At 62.0% G+C, this 19787-nt stretch carries 19 protein-coding genes and 1 pseudogene; 1 reads left to right on the forward strand and 19 read right to left on the reverse strand.

The features are described from left to right. Positions 1–50: 50 nt before the first annotated feature. From atpG to mnmG, 13 genes are all read right to left on the reverse strand, one after another. Entirely contained in the window at positions 51–938 is an 888-nt protein-coding gene (gene atpG / locus EPN80_RS05330; protein WP_293024561.1) for a F0F1 ATP synthase subunit gamma, read from the reverse strand. Between the two features lie 90 nt (positions 939–1028). Next, positions 1029–2570: a F0F1 ATP synthase subunit alpha gene (gene atpA, locus EPN80_RS05335; protein WP_293024563.1), complete on the reverse strand. Its 1542-nt coding sequence runs from the start codon at positions 2568–2570 to the stop codon at positions 1029–1031. 43 nt (positions 2571–2613) lie between these two features. Further along, a complete protein-coding gene (locus EPN80_RS05340; protein WP_293024565.1) occupies positions 2614–3147 on the reverse strand; it encodes a F0F1 ATP synthase subunit delta in 534 nt (177 codons plus the stop codon). A gap of 2 nt (positions 3148–3149) precedes the next feature. Further along, a complete protein-coding gene (locus tag EPN80_RS05345; RefSeq protein WP_293024567.1) occupies positions 3150–3620 on the reverse strand; it encodes a F0F1 ATP synthase subunit B in 471 nt (156 codons plus the stop codon). A gap of 124 nt (positions 3621–3744) precedes the next feature. After that, positions 3745–4014, reverse strand: a complete 270-nt coding sequence (atpE, locus tag EPN80_RS05350) for a F0F1 ATP synthase subunit C (RefSeq protein WP_047215595.1) — start codon at positions 4012–4014, stop codon at positions 3745–3747. A gap of 88 nt (positions 4015–4102) precedes the next feature. Continuing rightward, entirely contained in the window at positions 4103–4954 is an 852-nt protein-coding gene (gene atpB, locus EPN80_RS05355; RefSeq protein WP_293024568.1) for a F0F1 ATP synthase subunit A, read from the reverse strand. 62 nt (positions 4955–5016) lie between these two features. Then, a complete protein-coding gene (locus EPN80_RS05360; RefSeq protein WP_293024569.1) occupies positions 5017–5517 on the reverse strand; it encodes an ATP synthase subunit I in 501 nt (166 codons plus the stop codon). 260 nt (positions 5518–5777) lie between these two features. Next, positions 5778–6890 (reverse strand): SLC13 family permease, encoded by a 1113-nt coding sequence (locus tag EPN80_RS05365; RefSeq protein ID WP_293024581.1) that lies wholly within the window; start codon positions 6888–6890, stop codon positions 5778–5780. Positions 6891–6961: 71 nt separating this feature from the next. Continuing rightward, positions 6962–7855, reverse strand: a complete 894-nt coding sequence (locus tag EPN80_RS05370) for a ParB/RepB/Spo0J family partition protein (protein ID WP_293024570.1) — start codon at positions 7853–7855, stop codon at positions 6962–6964. A 28-nt stretch (positions 7856–7883) separates the two neighbouring features. Next, complete coding sequence (locus tag EPN80_RS05375; protein WP_293024571.1) at positions 7884–8654, reverse strand: ParA family protein; 771 nt, start codon at positions 8652–8654, stop codon at positions 7884–7886. A gap of 75 nt (positions 8655–8729) precedes the next feature. After that, positions 8730–9302 carry a lipocalin family protein gene (locus EPN80_RS05380; RefSeq protein ID WP_293024582.1) on the reverse strand — a complete coding sequence of 191 codons (573 nt, stop codon included), beginning with the start codon at positions 9300–9302 and terminating at the stop codon, positions 8730–8732. 5 nt (positions 9303–9307) lie between these two features. Continuing rightward, positions 9308–9940 carry a 16S rRNA (guanine(527)-N(7))-methyltransferase RsmG gene (gene rsmG, locus EPN80_RS05385; RefSeq protein ID WP_293024583.1) on the reverse strand — a complete coding sequence of 211 codons (633 nt, stop codon included), beginning with the start codon at positions 9938–9940 and terminating at the stop codon, positions 9308–9310. A 71-nt stretch (positions 9941–10011) separates the two neighbouring features. Continuing rightward, positions 10012–11952: a tRNA uridine-5-carboxymethylaminomethyl(34) synthesis enzyme MnmG gene (mnmG, locus tag EPN80_RS05390; RefSeq protein ID WP_293024572.1), complete on the reverse strand. Its 1941-nt coding sequence runs from the start codon at positions 11950–11952 to the stop codon at positions 10012–10014. Positions 11953–12153: 201 nt separating this feature from the next. Here mnmG and EPN80_RS05395 point away from each other — a divergent pair, with 201 nt between their 5' ends. Then, positions 12154–13317 carry a nitronate monooxygenase family protein gene (locus EPN80_RS05395; RefSeq protein ID WP_293024573.1) on the forward strand — a complete coding sequence of 388 codons (1164 nt, stop codon included), beginning with the start codon at positions 12154–12156 and terminating at the stop codon, positions 13315–13317. Between the two features lie 50 nt (positions 13318–13367). On the opposite strand, the gene EPN80_RS05400 is transcribed toward EPN80_RS05395, so the two are convergent. From EPN80_RS05400 to EPN80_RS05425, 6 genes and pseudogenes are all read right to left on the reverse strand, one after another. After that, positions 13368–14114, reverse strand: a complete 747-nt coding sequence (locus EPN80_RS05400) for an ABC transporter ATP-binding protein (RefSeq protein ID WP_293024574.1) — start codon at positions 14112–14114, stop codon at positions 13368–13370. Continuing rightward, positions 14114–15910 carry a branched-chain amino acid ABC transporter ATP-binding protein/permease gene (locus EPN80_RS05405; protein WP_293024575.1) on the reverse strand — a complete coding sequence of 599 codons (1797 nt, stop codon included), beginning with the start codon at positions 15908–15910 and terminating at the stop codon, positions 14114–14116. Before EPN80_RS05405 ends, EPN80_RS05400 begins: the two co-directional genes overlap by 1 nt. 19 nt (positions 15911–15929) lie before the next feature. After that, positions 15930–16985: a branched-chain amino acid ABC transporter permease gene (locus EPN80_RS05410; RefSeq protein ID WP_293024576.1), complete on the reverse strand. Its 1056-nt coding sequence runs from the start codon at positions 16983–16985 to the stop codon at positions 15930–15932. 126 nt (positions 16986–17111) lie between these two features. Beyond that, positions 17112–17636 (reverse strand): homoprotocatechuate degradation operon regulator HpaR, encoded by a 525-nt coding sequence (gene hpaR, locus EPN80_RS05415; protein ID WP_293024577.1) that lies wholly within the window; start codon positions 17634–17636, stop codon positions 17112–17114. A 195-nt stretch (positions 17637–17831) separates the two neighbouring features. Next, complete coding sequence (locus tag EPN80_RS05420; protein ID WP_293024578.1) at positions 17832–18989, reverse strand: ABC transporter substrate-binding protein; 1158 nt, start codon at positions 18987–18989, stop codon at positions 17832–17834. A gap of 431 nt (positions 18990–19420) precedes the next feature. After that, positions 19421–19787: pseudogene (locus tag EPN80_RS05425) on the reverse strand (branched-chain amino acid ABC transporter permease); the annotation flags it as partial.

Below are 19787 nucleotides of genomic sequence, written 5' to 3' on the forward strand. Positions count from 1 at the left end.
CGCTTTTCCTTTAGATACTTGAATTCGTTTCGCCCGGAGGCATGTCAATGTCAGACTGCCGCCGCGCCGCCCACAATCTCGGCCAGTTCTTTGGTGATCGAGGCTTGTCGGCCCTTGTTGTAGATCAATTGCAGTTCGTTGATGACGGTCTTGGCGTTGTCGGAGGCCGCCTTCATTGCCACCATCCGCGCCGATTGCTCGGACGCCATGTTTTCCGTCACCGCCTGATACACCAGGGCCTCGACGTAGCGCACCAGCAGCGTGTCCACCACGGTCTTCGCGTTGGGCTCGTAGATATAGTCCCACGCGTGCGACGTCTTGACGGCCGCCTTGCCGTCGTCATCGCCCGCAGGCTGCTCCGGCAACGGCAACAGCTGCTCGATCACGGGCTCCTGCTTCATCGTGTTGATGAAGCGGGTATAGGCCAGATAGACCGCGTTCAGCTTGCCCGCAGCGTAGGCATCGAGCTGCACCTTGACCGCGCCGATCATTCGCTCCAGATGCGGCGTGTCGCCCAACTGCACGACGTGCGACACGACTTTCGCACCGATCCGGCCCATGAAACCGAACCCCTTGCCGCCGATGGCAGTGGCTTCGATCGCCAGGCCGGCGCTTTCGATTTCCTTCATCTTGCCAATCACGGCGCGCAGCACGTTGGTGTTCAGGCCACCGCAAAGCCCCTTGTCGGTGGTCACCAGAATGATGCCCGCGGTCTTGGCGTCCGAGTTACGCACCATGAACGGATGGTGGTATTCCGGGTTCGCCTGGCTCATATGGGCCGCGATAGTGCGCACCTTGTCGGCATAGGGCCGAGCATGGCGCATGCGTTCCTGCGCCTTGCGCATTTTCGACGCCGCCACCATTTCCATGGCCTTGGTGATCTTGCGCGTGTTTTGCACGCTCTTGATCTTGCCGCGAATTTCCTTCATTCCCGCCATTGCTTACTCCTTATATGAAGAGCGGCCGTCGATGCTGCCGATGCGCCGCTCTCCCGCTGGTCCGTTGAATATGAATCGTCTTCAACCGAATCAGTAAGCGCCCGTCTTCTTGAAGTCCTTGATTGCAGCGTGCAGCGCGGCTTCGTCGTCCTTCGAGAGATCCTTGGTCTCTTCGATGCGGGCGATCAGCGCGCCATGGCTGGTCTTGAGGGCTTCACGCAGGCCGCGTTCGAACGGCAGCACGGACTTGATGTCGAGATCGTCCAGATAACCGTTGTTGGCGGCGAACAGCGACACGGCCAGCTCCCAAACCTGCAGCGGCTGATACTGCGGCTGCTTGAGCAGCTCGGTCACGCGGCGACCGCGTTCGAGCTGGCGGCGGGTGGCTTCGTCGAGGTCCGAGGCGAACTGCGCGAAGGCCGCCAGTTCGCGGTATTGCGCCAGGTCGGTACGGATCCCGCCGGAGAGCTTCTTGATGACCTTGGTCTGCGCCGAGCCGCCCACGCGCGAAACCGAGATACCGGCGTTGATGGCGGGACGGATGCCGGCGTTGAACAAATCGGTCTCGAGGAAGATCTGCCCGTCGGTAATCGAAATCACGTTGGTCGGCACGAACGCCGTCACGTCACCCGCCTGCGTCTCGATGATCGGCAGTGCGGTAAGCGAACCGGTCTTGCCCTTGACTTCGCCCTTGGTGAATTTTTCGACGTATTCCTCGTTCACGCGCGCGGCACGCTCGAGCAGACGCGAGTGCAGGTAGAACACGTCGCCAGGGTAGGCTTCGCGGCCCGGCGGGCGGCGCAGCAGCAGCGAGATCTGGCGGTAGGCCCAGGCTTGCTTGGTCAAATCGTCATAGATGATCAGCGCGTCCTGGCCGCGGTCGCGGAAGTATTCGCCCATCGTGCAGCCGGAGTACGGCGCGATGAATTGCAGCGCGGCCGATTCGGAAGCGGTGGCGGCCACGATGATCGTGTACTCCATCGCACCGTGCTCTTCGAGCTTGCGCAGCACGTTGGTGATCGACGAGGCCTTCTGGCCGACTGCCACGTAGATACACGTGACGCCCTTGCCCTTCTGGTTGATGATCGCATCCACGGCGACGGCCGTCTTGCCGGTTTGGCGGTCGCCGATGATCAGCTCGCGCTGGCCGCGACCGATCGGCACCATCGCGTCGATCGATTTGAGACCGGTTTGCAGCGGCTGCGACACCGATTGACGCCAAATCACGCCCGGCGCGATCTTTTCGATCGGATCGGTCAGCTTCGCGTTGACCGGACCCTTGCCGTCGATCGGCTGGCCCAGCGCGTTGACCACGCGGCCGACCAGCTCGGGGCCGACCGGCACTTCCAGAATGCGCCCGGTACACTTGACCGTATCGCCTTCGGAGATGTGTTCGTATTCACCCAAGATCACCGCGCCAACGGAATCGCGCTCGAGGTTGAGCGCGAGACCGAAGGTGTTGCCCGGGAATTCGAGCATTTCGCCCTGCATCACGTCGGACAGGCCATGGATACGGCAAATGCCGTCCGTCACGGAAAGGACGGTGCCCTGATTGCGAATCTCGGCACTGCTCTCGAGACCTTGAATCCGGCTCTTGATCAGCTCACTGATTTCAGAGGGATTGAGTTGCATATGTGCTCCTGATATTCAATTCTTGCCGTCTTGGCGTAGCTCGCTACACCGTCAGCGCCGTTTGCATATTCGCCAGGCGGGCACGGACCGAAGCGTCCAGCACTTCGTCGCCCACCACCACTCGTACACCGCCCAGCAGCGACGGGTCGACCGTCACGCTGGCATGCAGCTTGCGGCCGAACTTGTGCTCGAGCGCCGCCACCAGCTCCCGGAGCTGCGCATCGTCCAGCGCAAACGCGCTGGTGATGAGCGCATCGGCGGAACCGGCGCTGGCGTTCTTGAGCTCCTCGAACTGTTGCGCCACTTCCGGCATCACCGACAGACGGTCATTTTCGACCATGGCGACGATGAAGTTGCGCAGCATGTCGTTGCCCGGCGATTTCAGCGCGGCAAGGATCACCTCGACCACCTGCTCATGCGTCACGTTCGGGTTGTCTGCCAGGGCCTGCATGTCGGGATGCTGGGCAACCGCGGCCAACTCGCGGACCAGTTCCGACCAGGCATTCACGTCACCGGACTGCGCCACTCGGAACAGGGCTTCGGCATACGGGCGGGCAATGGTTGCAAGTTCAGCCATGATCAGAGCTCTGCCTTGAGTTGGTCCAACAGCTCGGCGTGTGCCTTGGCATCGATTTCGCGACGCAGGATCTGCTCGGCTCCCTTGACCGCCAACGCGGCGACTTCACCCCGCAGCGACTCGCGAACCTTGATCGCCTGCTGCTCGGCTTCTGCCTTCGCGGCGGCAATGATCCGGGCAGCCTCGGCCTGGGCGTTCTGCTTGATTTCCTCACCGACGGCCTGGGCACGCTTTTCCGCCTCGGAAATGCGCTTGGCGCCTTCCTCGCGAGCTTCCGCGAGTGCCTTGTCGACCCGTTTGCTGGCGAGCTCGAGGTCGGCCTGGCCTTTCTCGGCGGCCGCAAGCCCGTCAGCGATTTTCTTCGCGCGTTCGTCGATAGCCTTGATCAGCGGCGGCCAGATGAATTTCATCGTGAACCAGGCCAGGATCAGAAACACGACGGTTTGCGCAAGCAATGTTGCGTTAATGTTCACGGTGTTTCCTTTCGGTGTTGCTTGTCGATTGGCGAAACAGCGCACCCGGCATTAGTCTGATCTAATTTTGGGCGCGCCGTCATGTCCAGTGGCCGCGCATTTTTGCGCGGCAGCCGAAAGAAATTCAGGAAGCGAGCTTCGAGAGCAGCGGGTTGGCGAACGCGAACAGCATTGCCACGCCCACGCCGATCAGGAAGGCCGCATCGATCAGACCAGCCAACAAGAACATCTTGGTTTGCAACGGATTCATCAATTCGGGCTGACGCGCGGCGGCTTCAATGTATTTGCCACCCATCAAACCGATACCGATACAGGCGCCGACAGCACCCAGGCCGATGATGATGCCGATGCCGATGGCGGTCAAACCCTGGATGTTGGCGATGAAAGCTTGCATGATTACTCCTTTTGGTTAGAGACTTGAAACTTGAAAAAACCTGGATTCGAAAAACTCAAACGATTTATCGTCGGCAGCCGCCCTGCCATCAATGATGGTCGTGCGCCTGGCCGATATATACGAGCGTCAGCATCATCATGATGAACGCTTGCAAAAACACGATCAGGATGTGGAAGATCGACCACGCCAGACCCGCGATCACATTGCCCACGAAACCCAGGAACGTCAGGTTCGCCCCGAAGGTCCAGAGGCCGCCGAGCAGCGCAATCAACAGGAACAGCAGTTCGCCGGCGTACATGTTGCCGAACAGCCGCATGCCGAGCGAAATGGTCTTGGCCAGGAACTCGATGACGTTGAGCAGCAGGTTCGGCAGCCACAGCGCGAAGTGATTGCCGAACGGCGCCGTGAAGAGTTCTTTCATGAACCCGCCGGGACCTTTGATCTTGAAGCTGTAATAGAGCATCAGGATCAGCACGCCGAACGAAATGCCGAGCGTACCGTTCAGATCGGCCGTCGGCACGATCCGGTGATGCGTGATGATATTGCCCAGCCCGACCCACTGGATGATGCGGCCTGGCAGATCAACCGGCAGCAGGTCGAGCGCGTTCATCAGCGAGACCCAAACGAATACCAACAGGGCCAGCGGCGCGATGAAGGTGCGGTTGCCATGCACGATGCTCTTCGACTGGTCTTCGACCATCTCGACGAGCATCTCGACCGCTCCCTGGAATCGGCTCGGCACGCCGGAGGTAGCCTTGCGGGCCGCCAGCAGCAGGAACAGGCATGCGATGACACCGGTCGTCACCGACCAGAACAGCGTGTCCCAATTGATGATGTGAAAATCGATGATGCTCGTCTGCGTCGCATTCGCAAAATGTTGCAAATGGTGCGCGATATATTCCGACGGATTCGGCCCTTCCACTCCGGCTTCTACTGACATAGCGCTCAAACACCCAATTATGAAAATCCGACCCCGCGACGAACTGCACGAGCGGTATGCCGCTACTTGATGGCCAGTGCCAGCCAATGGGCCTTGAGCACCAGCACGAATGTGGTCAGCAACGCTACCCAATGAACCGCTGGGTACAGCGTCGCGATCGCCACAAACAGCGCAATCGTCGTCATTACTTTGATCGCCTCGCCGACCACCAGCGAGGATACGGTAAGGCGATCACGCGATACCTTCAACCGCAGGGCGAAAAACACCCCCGGCACCCAGCCAACCATTCCGCCCAGCCAAGCAGAGACCGCCGCATTTCGCGGCGATGCCGACAGCGCCCACCATACCAATGTCACCAGCAGCGACACAATTACCTGGGCGGTAATCACCCTGAATGGAGTAACGCGAGACGGGCGGCTCACATTGGGGCCGAAGAGGCGCTCGGCCTCTGCTCGCGTAAGCGGAACGATCTTTTGCTCCTGCTCGTCGTCTCGCATATCCGTACTTACCGGGTCATGTTGGCGCGGTGTCGGCTGCGCACCAGACCGCTGACGATCGGCCATGGTTAAGCTCCCTCCCCCGCCCGGCTTTCACAAAACATCGGGCTCAACAAGCAGATAAATCCGCGAGATTTTACGGGATGTTACTAGTTGCAGTCAATCAAACGATTGGACATTTTCGCCGAACTTGTGCAATGCGCGCACCGATTTGGCACCAAATGCCGGGCAACGCCCAAAACCCTGTTGCGGCGCGCCATTGCGCGAGGCGAGCCGCGAGAGCCCGCCTCGGCCGCGGCGCGCGGCGAAGCACAAAAGCGGTCATTTCAGCCAATGAACCGCAACACGCCCAAGCCGATCAGAGTAGTCGCAATAAAGAAGGGGATGGAAACCATATGAAATTTCCACCATATGCGCGTCGTCCCCGCCATGCGCAACGCGATCAGATTCGCCAGCGATCCCACCGCGAAACCGAACCCGCCGACGCTGACGCCATAGGCGAGCGCGCGCCACTGGTGGCTGTATTCGGCCAGCAGGATCGCCGCCGGAACATTGCTGATGACCTGCGAGACCAATGCCGCGCTCCAATAGACATGCGACACGACAGACAGGTCGATGCGCGCGAGCTGCGCGTGCACCTCTGGCAGCCCTGCCAGCAGGCGCAACACCACGAACATCAGGACAAAGATCAGCAGCAGGAGCCAGTCGATCGCGCGCAGTGCGCGACGCTGCAGCGCCAGACACCCCGCCGCGGCTAACGCACAAGCCCATACCACCTGGTGGTGGTCGGTCAGCACGATGAACGCGGCGAACAGCGCCGCCAGCAAGGCAAAGTGCCGCCACGCGACACCATGGCGAGCACCGCGTTCGCTCAGGTGAAGCGGCCGGGCGTCGAACGCCACGGCGGTCAGCGCCAGCAGCAGCAGCATCAGGCCGGCCGCCAGCGGCGCCATCCATGCGACGAAAAGGGCGAAGCTGGTGCCGCTGGCCTGCCACAGGAAGAGATTCTGCGGATTGCCCAGGGGCGTGAGCGTCGAGCCGGCGTTGACCGCCAGCGCGAGAAACACAATCAGGCGCTCGACGCGCAGTGGCGCGATACGGGCCAGCGAAAGTGCCAGCGGCACGACCACGAACAGCGCCACGTCGTTGGTCAGGACGGTGGCCAGCCCCGCAGCGAACCCCACCATCAGAAGCGCCAGCATGCGCTCGTTTCGCAAACGGCTTACCAGCCGCTGAGCCAGCCAGTCCAGAAAGCCCGAGAGCTCCACCGCCTTGGTCAGCCACAGCAGCCCCGTGAGGGTAAGGATCGTTTGCCAGTCGACCAGGCCTGGCAGCGACGCCCAGGGCCTGGGCCATCCGGTCTGCAGCACCACCAGCGCGAGCAAAAGCACCGTCAGCACCGGGTCGCGCCGCAGCGCCGCCCAGGGGCGCCTGAACATCGCCGCAACCGCGCGGCACGAGATCATCACAGCGCCGCCGCGCATTGCCCACCTCGAGTCGGCATGGCGATTTAACTGATACTCAGCCGGGCCAGGATGCCATCGAGCGCATCGAGACTGCCGAACTCGATCATCAATTGTCCGCGACCCTTGCGGCCCACCTTGATCTTGACGGTCGACGCGAGCATGTCCGACAACTCTTCCTCGAGCCGGGTGACGTCACGCCCGCCTTCCTCGGCCGGACGCCGTGCCGAGCGCTGCGGCGCCGGCTTGAGCGACGCATTGACGATGCGCTCGGCATCGCGCACCGACAGGCGCTTGTTGACGACCTGGTTCGCCAGCGTGATCTGCGTAGCCGCATCCACCGCCAGCAAGGCACGCGCATGCCCCATATCGAGATCGCCAGCGAGCAGCATCGTCTGCACCGGTTGTGCCAGGTTAAGCAGACGCAGCAAATTGGAGACGGCGCTGCGCGAGCGTCCGACCGCCTCGGCGGCCTGCTCGTGCGTGAAGCCGAACTCGTCGAGCAGGCGCTGGATCCCCTGGGCCTCTTCCAACGGATTGAGGTCTTCGCGCTGAATGTTCTCGATCAGCGCCATCGCCGCGGCGGCTTCGTCGGGCACGTCGCGCACCAGTACCGGCACATCCGTCAAGCCGGCAATGTGTGCGGCGCGAAAGCGCCGCTCGCCAGCGATAATCTCATATTTGTCAGCGCTCACTTTCCTGACGAGCAGCGGCTGCATTAACCCCTGCGCACGAATACTGGCCGCCAGCTCCTGCAGGGCACCCTCGTCCATGCGGGTGCGCGGCTGATACTTGCCGGGCTGGAGCTGATCGAGCGCAAGCATGTGGGGCGCGCCATCGAGCGCCGCGCCATCGGCCGCATCGTCATTGCCGCCACCGAGCAGAACCTCGAGACCGCGTCCCAGGCCCTTCTTCTTGAGTGCGTTGCTTTTCGTTGCCATAGTTATTCCATTCACGCGCCGCCAGCGCTTACATAGATTCGATACGTTCGATCATTTCCGCGCCGAACTTGAGATAGGCCTGCGCGCCGCGCGAGGACGGATCGAACACCACGCCGGGCATGCCGTAACTGGGTGCCTCGGCCAACCGCACGTTGCGCGGAATGATCGCATTGAAAACCTTGTCGCCAAAATGCGCCTTGAGCTGGTCGGAGACCTGCTGCTGCAGCGTAATGCGCGGATCGAACATCACCCGCAGCAGGCCGATCACTTTCAGATCCCGGTTCAGATTCGCGTGCACCTGCTTGATGGTGTTGACGAGATCGGACAAGCCCTCGAGCGCGAAATATTCGCATTGCATCGGAATGATCACCCCGTGCGCCGCGCACAGGCCGTTGAGGGTGAGCAGCGACAACGTCGGCGGACAATCGATCAGGATGAAATCGTAGGCGTCGTTCACGGCAGCCAGCGCGCGCTTGAGCCGCATATCGCGATGTTCGAGGTTCACCAGATCGATATCGGCTCCGGCCAACTCCCGATTGGCAGGCAGCACGTCGTACTTGCCCGACTCAGAACGTTGACGCCCTTCGGCGACGTCCGCCAGTCCGATCAGCACTTCATAGACGCTTTTCTCCAACGAACGCTTGTCGATGCCGCTACCCATCGTGGCATTGCCCTGCGGATCCAGATCCACCAGCAGGACACGCTGGCCGTGCGTCGCCAAGCCCGCCGCCAGATTCACCGTGGTGGTGGTCTTTCCAACTCCGCCCTTCTGATTGGCCACGCAGAAAATCTTCGCCATTGCGCCTTCGTCCTCTCGTCCGCTGATCGGGCCGGCGGATGCCGGAACCCCTGCCATGTCGCCAACACCAGTCCGCTAGGGTTGCGGGGTCAATACCAGTTTGTCGATATCAAAATTCTGCGCGCGCAATTGCGCGACAACCTGATGGTACGAATCGTCGTCCAGCTGCGCCGTACGCGACAGAATCCACAAATGATCCCGGGACGGATCGGCAATTGCTACATAGTGGTAATCGGAATCGAGCGCCACCACCCAAAAGTCATTCCAAAGCCAGGGAACCCAATTCAGCCACGGCGGCGCAAAGCTCGCCTCGAAGCGAGCAACGTTCGGCGTCGCGGCGGCCGGGCGCGCCACGCCCGAGGTGCTATCGCTGCTGCCATCGCTTTTCTTGCAGAGACTGATGATATGCATTTGCCCACTGGGCAACAGCTTCAAATCATCGGTGATCGACCGTGCGCACCGTCGCTCGAAGAAATTCGGATAACGCGCGATCTCATACCACTTGCCCTGAAGGCGTGCCATGTCGACGGCGTCCACCGGGTGCACCGACATCACCGCCGCCGCCGGGGCGGATGCGGGCCCGGCTGGCGCCGACAAGGCCAGCGCCGACCACAGCGCCAATGCGCACACCACCATGCCTCGCCACATCGCGCTCACGCGGCCCTCCTTACTGCAATCAAATGGCGCTCCGCGTCCAGCTGCGGCACGCTCAACCGCACTACCTCCTCGACTCGCCATCCGTCGGGCAGCGCGGCAATTTCCTGAGCCGGCAACACACCCTTCATCGCCCAGAGCACGCCGTCCGGCGCCAATAGGGGCCCAGCCAGAGAAACAAAATCGGACAACTCGGCAAAGGCGCGAGACACGATTGCATCGAACAGTCCTGCCACTTCAACGCCCGGTCGCAGCGTCTGCACCCGCCCCGTGACGACCGACAGATTGCCCAGCCGCAGCGCCACCTTGGCTTGAACCTGAAACGCGCTCTTCTTATGAACGATATCGTTCAACGTCACTTGCCAGTCAGGACGGGCGATCGCCAGCACTACCCCCGGCAGCCCGCCGCCCGAGCCCACGTCGAGCACGTGCCGAATCGGCGTCTTCGCCAAATGCGGCACGATCGCCAGCGAGTCCAGCACGTGTTGAATCAGCATTTGGCGCGGCTCGCGAATGGCCGTCAGGTTATAAACGCCATTCCACTTCGAGAGCAACGCTAGATAATCGAGCAGACTGGCTTGCTGCACCTCGCTGAGTGTCACGCCGAGCGCGGCCGCACCATCTCGCAGCAAAATTGCCAGCGCGTCCCGCGGGGCAGCCTCAGTCATCGAACCGGATTTCGCTTGTACCGTCACGCAATGCCTCAGGCAGCCTGTTGACCACTGGACGCTCCCGAACGGCGCCCCAAACCCTTCTTGAGATGAACCAGCAACAGGGAAATAGCCGCCGGCGTCACGCCCGAAATACGTGAGGCTTGCCCCAGGGTTTCCGGGCGATGCTGGATCAGCTTTTGGCGCACCTCGAATGACAGGCCGCGCACTTCGTTGTAATCGATTCCTTCGGGCAGCCGCGTATGCTCGTTGGCTTCCTTGCGCTCGATCTCGTCAGCCTGACGGTCGATGTAACCTTGATACTTGATGCCGATCTCGATCTGCTCTCGCACCTGCCCCGCCAGGACCGGGTCGCCGGCGAGCGGCTCCGGCGCAGCGAATCGGCCATTTTGCAGGGCCATCAACGCGTCGTAACTCACTTCCGGACGACGCAACAGATCCGCGAGCGTATATTCGTGATCGATTGCCTTGCCCAGCAATGGCACTGCGTCCTCGGCCGGCAGCTGCTTCGGATTGACCCACGTCGACTTCAGCCGCTCTGTTTCACGTGAAACAGCGTCGCGCTTGCGACAAAACGCGTCCCAGCGGGCATCGTCGACCACGCCAAGCTCGCGCCCGATTTCCGTCAAGCGCATATCGGCATTATCTTCACGCAGCGAGAGCCGATACTCCGCGCGGCTGGTGAACATCCGATAGGGTTCCGATACGCCGCGCGCAATCAAATCATCGACCAGCACGCCAAGATAAGCCTGGTCGCGACGCGGACACCATGCCTCGCGCCCCCGCACCTGCAGCGCCGCATTGATGCCGGCCAGCAACCCTTGCGCCGCCGCCTCTTCGTAGCCGGTCGTACCGTTGATCTGCCCGGCGAAAAACAGGCCGCCAATCACTTTCGTTTCAAGCGACTGGCGCAAGCCCCGCGGATCAAAGTAATCGTATTCGATTGCATACCCGGGCCGAAGGATATGCGCATTCTCCAACCCCTTCATCGAATGCACCAGCGCCAGTTGCACGTCGAACGGCAAGCTGGTGGAAATGCCATTCGGATAGAACTCGTGGGTCGACAGCCCCTCCGGCTCCAGGAAGATCTGGTGCGCATTCTTCTCGGCGAATCGGTGAATCTTATCCTCGATCGAAGGGCAATAGCGCGGCCCCACCCCCTCGATGACGCCCGTATACATCGGCGATCGACTCAAGCCGCCCCGAATGATGTCATGCGTGCGTTCGTTCGTATGCGTGACCCAGCAAGGCATTTGCCGGGGATGTTGGTCTGCGCGGCCAAGAAACGAGAAAACCGGTACGGGGTCAGCGTCGCCCGGCTGCACTTCCAGATCGGAAAAATCGATGGTTCGCCCATCGAGGCGCGGCGGCGTACCCGTCTTGAGCCGCCCCTGAGGCAAATTAAGCTCCTTCAGCCGGGCCGACAACGAGACGGCAGCCGGATCGCCCGCACGCCCGCCAGTGTAGTTATCCAGGCCGACGTGGATTTTGCCATCGAGAAATGTTCCCGCCGTCAGCACCACGGCGCGACCGCGAAACCGAATCCCGACCTGGGTGACGGCACCCACGACGCGCTCGCCCTCCACGATCAAATCGTCTACCGATTGCTGAAACAGCCAAAGATTGGGCTGATTTTCCAGGCGACGACGAATTGCCTGCTTGTATAAGACGCGATCGGCCTGAGCGCGCGTGGCGCGAACCGCTGGACCTTTCGACGAATTCAGGATCCGAAACTGTATGCCGCCCTCGTCGGTAGCCGCGGCCATTGCACCACCCAGCGCATCGACCTCCTTCACCAGGTGTCCCTTGCCGATGCCGCCAATCGAAGGGTTGCAGCTCATCTGCCCCAGCGTCTCGATATTGTGTGTCAGCAACAGGGTTTTGCAGCCCATGCGCGCCGAGGCGAGCGCCGCCTCGGTGCCTGCATGGCCACCGCCCACAACGATCACATCGAATTCCGTCGGATAAAACATAGTGTCCTGCCGCAGCGCAGCAAACCTTCAAATAGCACGATGGACGAATTATAGCCGCTAATGTCTCGCGCATTCATCCGCTGCAGACCGACGCGCCACATGTTTCACGTGAAACACACAATGTTTAACCTAGCTCAATTCGTCGCATCTCGCCCCGTGCCAGACTGCCGGTTCAATCGGTTTTCCAATTGCAGAGGTGTTATGGACTTTCCTCACTCACTCGCCCCGCTCAAAATTCGGGGTCGGGAACTTCTTCCGATCGTGCAGGGCGGCATGGGCGTCGGCATTTCCGCCCACCGCCTGGCCGGCACGGTCGCCAGCCTGGGAGCGATGGGCACCATTGCCAGCGTGGATCTGCGACACCATCACCCCGACCTGCTCGCCGAACTGGGGCGCACCCGCGATCAAGCCAAACTGGAACACGCCAACCTGATAGCGCTGGATCGCGAAATTCAAGTTGCCCGCCGGCTCGCGCAAGGCGAAGGCATGATCGCTGTCAATGTGATGAAAGCGGTGACCGCGCACGCCGACTATGTGCGCCAGGCCTGCGAAAGCGGTGCCGACGCGATCGTGATGGGCGCCGGCCTGCCGCTCGACCTGCCCGAACTCACGCATGGATATGACGTCGCGCTGATCCCCATTCTGTCGGACAGCCGGGGTATCGCGATCGTCCTGAAAAAATGGATGAAAAAGGGCCGACTGCCCGATGCAATCGTCATCGAACATCCGGGGCACGCCGGCGGCCACCTCGGCGCGGCCCATCTCGACGACCTCAACGATGCGCGCTTCGAATTTTCCAGCGTGATTGAATCGACATTCGCCCTGTTCGACTCGTTGGGGCTGGCGCGCGACAAAATTCCGCTGATCGTCGCCGGTGGCATCCACAGTCATGAGAAGGTGCTTGCCAGCCTGGCCATGGGCGCGGCGGGCGTTCAACTGGGTACCGCATTTGCGGTGACGCAGGAATGCGATGCCCATCCGAATTTCAAGACGGTGCTCGCCGAAGCCAAACCCGAGGATATCGTGACGCTGACCAGTGTCGCCGGCTTGCCCGCGCGGGCGGTCAAAACGCCCTGGCTGGCGAGCTACTTGAATAAAGAGACGCGTCTCAAAGAAAAAGCGAAAGCTGGCGTCGATCGCTGCTCGAGCGGATTGAACTGCCTGTCGGCCTGCGGTCTGCGCGATGGCCTCGCAAAATTCGGCCAATTCTGCATCGACCGCCATCTTGCCGCCGCCTTGCGTGGCGAAGTCAATCGCGGACTGTTCTTCCGGGGCTCCGAGTCGCTGCCGTTCGGCCGCGCCATTGTCGGCGTTCGCGAGCTCATCGCCTATCTGCTCACAGGCTACCGGCCCAGCCCGGCCTGATACCGCGCTGCTGCTCTCCCCGCCGCCAGGGCCGCGGGGAGCAACACCGGTCAGGCGGCTTTCTTGGCCAGCCCCAGATACGTTTCGATCACTTTTGGATTAACGGCCAGCTCCTTGGCCGGCCCCTCCAGCGCCAATTCGCCGGTCTCGATCACGTAGCCATAATCGGCGACCTGTAGTGCCGCGCGGGCGTTCTGCTCGATGAGCAGCGTTGCCACGCCCGTTTGGCGCAGATCGCTGATGATATGAAAGATTTCCTTCACGATCAGCGGCGCCAGGCCCAGACTGGGCTCATCGAGCATCAACAGCTTCGGCTTGGCCATCAGCGCGCGGCCAACCGCCAGCATCTGGCGCTCACCGCCCGACAGGGTGCCCGCCTGCTGCTGCCGCCGCTCCTCCAGGCGGGGGAACAATCCGTACACCACCTCCATCTGGTCGAGAAAATTCCTCTCTCCGGCGCGCTTGCGCCGATAGGCACCCAGCAGCAGATTGTCCTCGACGCTCATCGTCCCGAACAACTCGCGCTTTTCCGGAACCAGGCACATCCCCTGCGCCACACGCGTCTCGATGCCGGCGGCCGACACATCGGCGCCCAGGTACAGAACTTCGCCGCGGCTCGAGCCATTACGCGGCAATGCCCCCATGATCGCATTGAGCATGGTGGACTTGCCCGCCCCATTCGGCCCGATGACCGTCACGATCTGCCCCGCCTCGACCCGCAAATGCGCATCGTGCAACGCCTCGACCTTGCCGTACGAGACCGACAGGCCCCTGACCTCCAGAATCGCGTCCGCCATTACTCCACCCCTCCGAGATAAGCCTCCAGCACTGCCGGATCCTTCTGCACTTCCTCCGGCAAGCCCTCGGCAATCTTGGTGCCGAATTCCATGACCACCAGGTGATCGGTCAGATTCATCACAAAGTCCATGTCGTGTTCGACCAGCAGCACACTCATGCCCTCGTCGCTGAGCTTGCGCAGCAATTCCGCCAGCGCCTGCTTTTCCTTGTAGCGCAAACCGGCCGCAGGCTCGTCGAGCAACAGCAAGGTCGGATCGCACGCCAGCGCCCGGGCGATCTCGAGAATACGCTGCTGGCCGAGCGCCAGACTACCCGCCTCCTCGTACATGTGCTCGCCCAGCCCGACCCGCTCGATCTGCTTGGCCGCCTCATGCATCAGCATCGCCTCCTCCGCTCGGTCCAGTCGCAACACACTCGACCAGACGCCGCCCTGCGGGCTTCGCCGCAAGCCGTGCCTGTCGCGCAGGTGCGCGCCGATGGCAACGTTCTCCAGCACGCTCATGGTAGGCAACAGGCGCACATGCTGGAAGGTCCGGCCGATGCCGCGCTTGACGATCTCGCGCGAAGCCAGCCTGTCGATGCGCTCGCCATGGAAAGTGATTTCGCCGCTGGTGGCCTGCAGCACCCCGGTCACGAGATTGAAGGTCGTCGATTTGCCGGCACCGTTCGGGCCGATCAACCCGACGATCTCCCCGGCCTTGACCTGAAAGCTCACGTCATTGACCGCCACCAGCCCGCCGAACTCCTTGCGCGCGGCGCGCACGTCCAGAATCACCTCGCCCGGCGCCGGCTTGTCGCGCCGCCCCAGCGCCTCGGCCTGTTGCGGCGCGCGCGCCAGCTGTCGTGCCGGGAAAAACTTGCGGAAGAACGGCCACACGCCATCACGCGCATACTGCAACAGCAAAACCATCAGGATTCCGAAAACAATATTCTCGAAATTCCCGCTGGTACCGAGCAGCTGCGGCAGCGCATTTTGTAAGTAGTCCTTCAGAATTGTCAGGATCGCAGCGCCGAGCACCGCGCCCCAAACGTGCGAAACACCCCCCACCACGGCCATGAACAGATACTCGATGCCGTGATCCAGATTGAACGGCGTCGGATTCACCGCCTGCTGCAAATACGCATACAGCCAACCCGAAATGGCCGCGAGAATGGCGGCATAGACAAACACCACCACCCTCATCCAGCCGGTGTGAATGCCCATCGCCTCGGCCATCACGCCGCCGCCCTTGAGCGCGCGGATCGCCCGGCCCGGCCGCGAGTTGAGCAGGTTTTGCACCGATACCACGGCCAGCAAGACCATCACCCAGATCGGGTAATACATCTGCCGGCCGGACTGCAGCGAAAAGCCGAAAAGCTTGAGCACCGGGATATTGTTCAGGCCGTCATACTTGCCCAGGAAATCCAGGTTGCCGAACAGGTAGAACAGCGCCAGCCCCCAGGCAATCGTGCCCAGCGGCAGGAAGTGCCCGGACAGGCGCATCGTCACCGCGCCGATGGCCAACGCGGCAATCACCGTAATCAGGATCCCCGCGGCCAGCCCGAGCCACGGCGAGGTGCCGTAGGTCGAGCTCAGGTAGGCGGTGGCATAGGCCCCCAGCCCGACGAACGCCGCCTGGCCGAACGAGGTCATGCCGGCCACGCCGGTGAGCAGCACCAGGCCGATCGACACGATGCTGTACAGCCCAATGTAATTGAGCAGCGTCACCCAGTATTCCGGCACGCGCACCGGCGCCGGCATCACCGGCAGCAACGCCATCACCACCAAAAATATCCAAAAGAACTTGTTTTTCATTGTCATGGTCTCCCTGGTCTTATTCCTCTTCCTCTTCCGCATGCGGCCGGGTCAAAGACAACCACAGCAAGACCGGAATGATCAGGGTAAAGACAATGACCTCCTTGTAAGAACTGGCCCAGAAAGACGAGAAAGACTCCAGCAAGCCGATCAGCACCGCGCCGGCCGCGGCCATCGGGTAGCTCAGCAATCCGCCGATGATGGCGCCGACAAAGCCCTTGAGACCGATCAGGAAGCCCGATTCGTAGTAGATGGTCGTGATCGGCGCAATCAGTATGCCGCACAGCACCCCCAGGGCCGCGGCCAGCGTAAAGGCCAGGCGCCCGGCTTGCACCGTGCCGATGCCCACCAGGCGCGCGCCCAGCCGATTGACCGCGGTGGCCCGCAGTGCCTTGCCCGAGATCGACCGGTCGAAGTAGAAATACAGCGCGACGATCATCACCGCGCTCACCGCCAGCACCCACAGGCTCTGGCCGGAAATCATCAACGAACCGAAATTGAAGTTGGCGTCCGAGAACGCGTGGGTGCGCGAGCCTTCGGCGCCGAACATCACCAGCCCCAGGCCGGTCATGGCGAAGTGCATTGCCATCGCCACGATCAGCAGCAGCAGCGTGCTGGCCTCGGCCACCGGCTGAAAGGCCAGGCGATACAGCATCGGCCCCATCGGCACGACGATCAGCAGCGTCAGCGCAATCTGCACCAGCATCGGCAGGTCGCGCCCGGCCAGCGCGCGCGTCACCGCAAACACCGCCAGCGGAAAGATCAGATATTTCGCCACCAGCACCGGCAGCAGCCGTCCGAGCCGCTTGCGCTGCTCCGGATGGCGCAGCGCCGCGCCAACCTCGACGATCAGCGTGGCCACGCCGAGCGCCAGCAACATCCAGCTCGTCAGCGGGAATTTCTGGCTTTGCAGGGCAGCCAGCGTCAGTGCGCCATACGAGACGAACTCGCCCTGCGGAATGAAAATGACGCGCGTGACGGAAAAAACCAGCACCAGCGCCAACGCCAACAGCGCGTAAATGGCACCGGTGGTGATGCCATCTTGCGCAAGAATGGCTGCAATCGATAGATCCATGCTTCTCTCACACCCTTTTTAGAACAGCACTCAACGCCACACCGCAACTGGCCGGCCCGCACCGCTTGGCGGCAAAGAATTACGGATTGTAAAAATAATTATGAATAGAGCAAATTCGGGCTATCACTAATCTGACGACTTCGGCTGCGCGGTCTCGCCGGCCGAACGCCCCGAGCGCGCGGCGCGGCCCCTGGGGGCCGGCGCTTCGGGTTCGGGGCGCGGCAGGCTGGCGGTAATGCCATCGAGCATTTCGTACACCTGCGCGAGCGCCTGCTTGCCGATGCGCGCCTCGATCTCCCGATAGCGTGCATCCACCAGCGGGCTGATCTGCTTGACCAGCTGGCGGCTGGCCGGCGTCAGCGACACCCGCACCTTGCGCTGATCCAGTGCGTCGCGATGTCGCTGGATCAGGCCGCCTTGCTCCATGCGTTCGAGCATGCCCGACAAGCTCGGGCTGAGAATGCAGCACTCGCGTGCAATCTGGCCGATCTCCATCTCGCCCTGCTCGCTCTCGTTGAGCTCGCGAATAATGCGCCATTGCTGCTCCGTGAGCGAGAACTGCTTGAGCACCGGCCGAAATAGCCCCATCACGGACTCGCGGGCCTGCAGCAGCAACATTCCCAGATTGCGATGCTCGAATTCGCCTGACATGGATTCCTCGGCAAGTGATAACAAATGATTGCGGCAAATGAAGCCACCCGTCACTGTGTCTCACAAAATTGGCCGTCAGACAATCCCGCGGCACGCGTCGCCATGCCGGCGGCACAAAAAAACGGGCGCGAGGCCCGTTTGTTCAGCACGCGAGGGCAGCCGCCAGCCGTCGGGCGCGGCGGCCGCCCATGGTGCTCAGTTCACCAGCTTCCACTTGCCGTTGACGATCTCCACCATCACGCGGCCGCGCTGATCCAGGCCGTTGTGATCGGTCGCGCTCATATTGAAAACGCCCGCGGTGCCGTCCATGTTCTTGATGTTCTCCAGCGCGTCGCGCAATGCCGCCCGGAACGCCTCGGTACCCGGTTGGGCCTTTTTCAGCGCCACCGGAATTGCCTCGCGCAGCATATGGCCGGCATCCCATGCATGACCGCCGAAGGTCGAGACGCTACCCGCGCCGTACATCTTCTCGTAGGCTTTCTTGTAGACTTCAGCCGACTTCTTCACCGGATTGCTGGCCGGCAACTGGTCTGCCACCAGCAACGGGCTGGCCGGCAGGAAAGTGCCATTGCAATCGGCGCCGCACACGCGCAGGAAGTCGTTGTTGGCAACACCGTGCGTTTGATAGATCACGCCCTTGTAGCCGCGCTCCTTGAGCGTGCGTTGCGGCAACGCCGCGGGCGTGCCCGAACCGGCGATCAGGATGGCGTCCGGATGCGCGCTCATGAGCTTGAGCACCTGACCGATCACCGACGTATCGTTGCGGCTGTATTGCTCGTTGGCGACGATCTTCAGCTTGTGCAATTCGGCCGCCTTGGTGAACTCACGGTACCAGCCTTGACCGTAGGCGTCCGAGAAGCCGATGAAACCGACCGTCTTCACGCCGTGATCTTCCATGTGCTGGGCAATCGCGGTGGCCATCAGGATGTCGTTTTGGGGCGCCTTGAACACCCAGCGCCGCTTGGCGTCCACCGGTTCGACGATCGCCGCGCCCGCGGCCAGCGAAATCACCGGCGTATGGGTTTCTGCCGCCACGTCGATCATGGCCAGCGCATTCGGCGTCACCGTCGAGCCGATCACGGCGTCCACGTGGTCCTCCGACGTCAGCTTGCGCATATTCTTGACGGCCGTGGTGGTATCGGTCGCATCGTCGAGCACGATGTACTGCACCGACTTGCCGCCGATTTCTCGCGGCAGCAGCGCAATCGTGTTCTTTTCGGGAATCCCCAGCGAGGCCGCCGGGCCGGTGGTGGACAACGTCACACCGATCTTCACCTGCGCCTGCGCCACGCCGCCGTAGATACCGGCCAGCAACGCCACGGCCGACACTGCCCCCAACAACTTCTTGTTCATAAAGTCTCCTCGCAAAAGCATGGATTAATCGTTGTCATTAGCCGACCGACGAGTCGGCAAATTGGCGTCCATCTTAGTGCGAAGGCGAGCCGCGGGCAAGTCCATCATTTCCCCTAGCGCGCGGCGGCCTGGCGGTCGTTGCCGGGCGGCGCAGACAGGGAAGCAGCGCGGGTGATGCCAAGCCGAACGGACAAAATAAAAGCGCTGTTGGAGATCACTCCAACAGCGCTCTATATCTGCACGTTACGTGCTTATTGTCTCCTCGTTCCCGGCCCCTCTAAATGCTGTGTCGCGAACTGGGGACAATCTTAGTCTGGTGCATAACGCACCACAAGTTAGCATTTACCCCTATTTTTGTTCGAATCTGGTGAAAAAATCACCGCTGGCCTCAATCCTGACAATAATCCGGGCGCCGGCGGCCACGCTCACCGTCACGGTGCGCGCAACAGCCGGGTGCGCGCCACCAGTTCGCCGACGATGCCGCGGCGGAAGGCGAGCACGCAGACGATGAAGATCAGGCCGATGACGATGGTCACGGACTCGCCCAGGGACTGGAACCAGGCGATGCCGGTGAGGTTGGCCAGCCACATGCCGATGTCGCCGAGCTTGTTTTGCAGCAGCACGATGATCAGCGCCCCCAGCACCGGGCCGAACAGCGTGCCCAGCCCGCCGACGAGCGTCATCAGGATCACCATGCCCGAGAGCGTCCAGTGCACGTCGGTGAGCGTCTCGAAGCCCAGCACCAGCGTGTTGGTGGCCCCGGCCAGCGCCGCGAGCGTGGCCGAGAGCACGAACGCC

This window comes from Pandoraea sp., assembly GCF_004297875.1.
Taxonomy (GTDB): Bacteria; Pseudomonadota; Gammaproteobacteria; order Burkholderiales; family Burkholderiaceae; genus Pandoraea.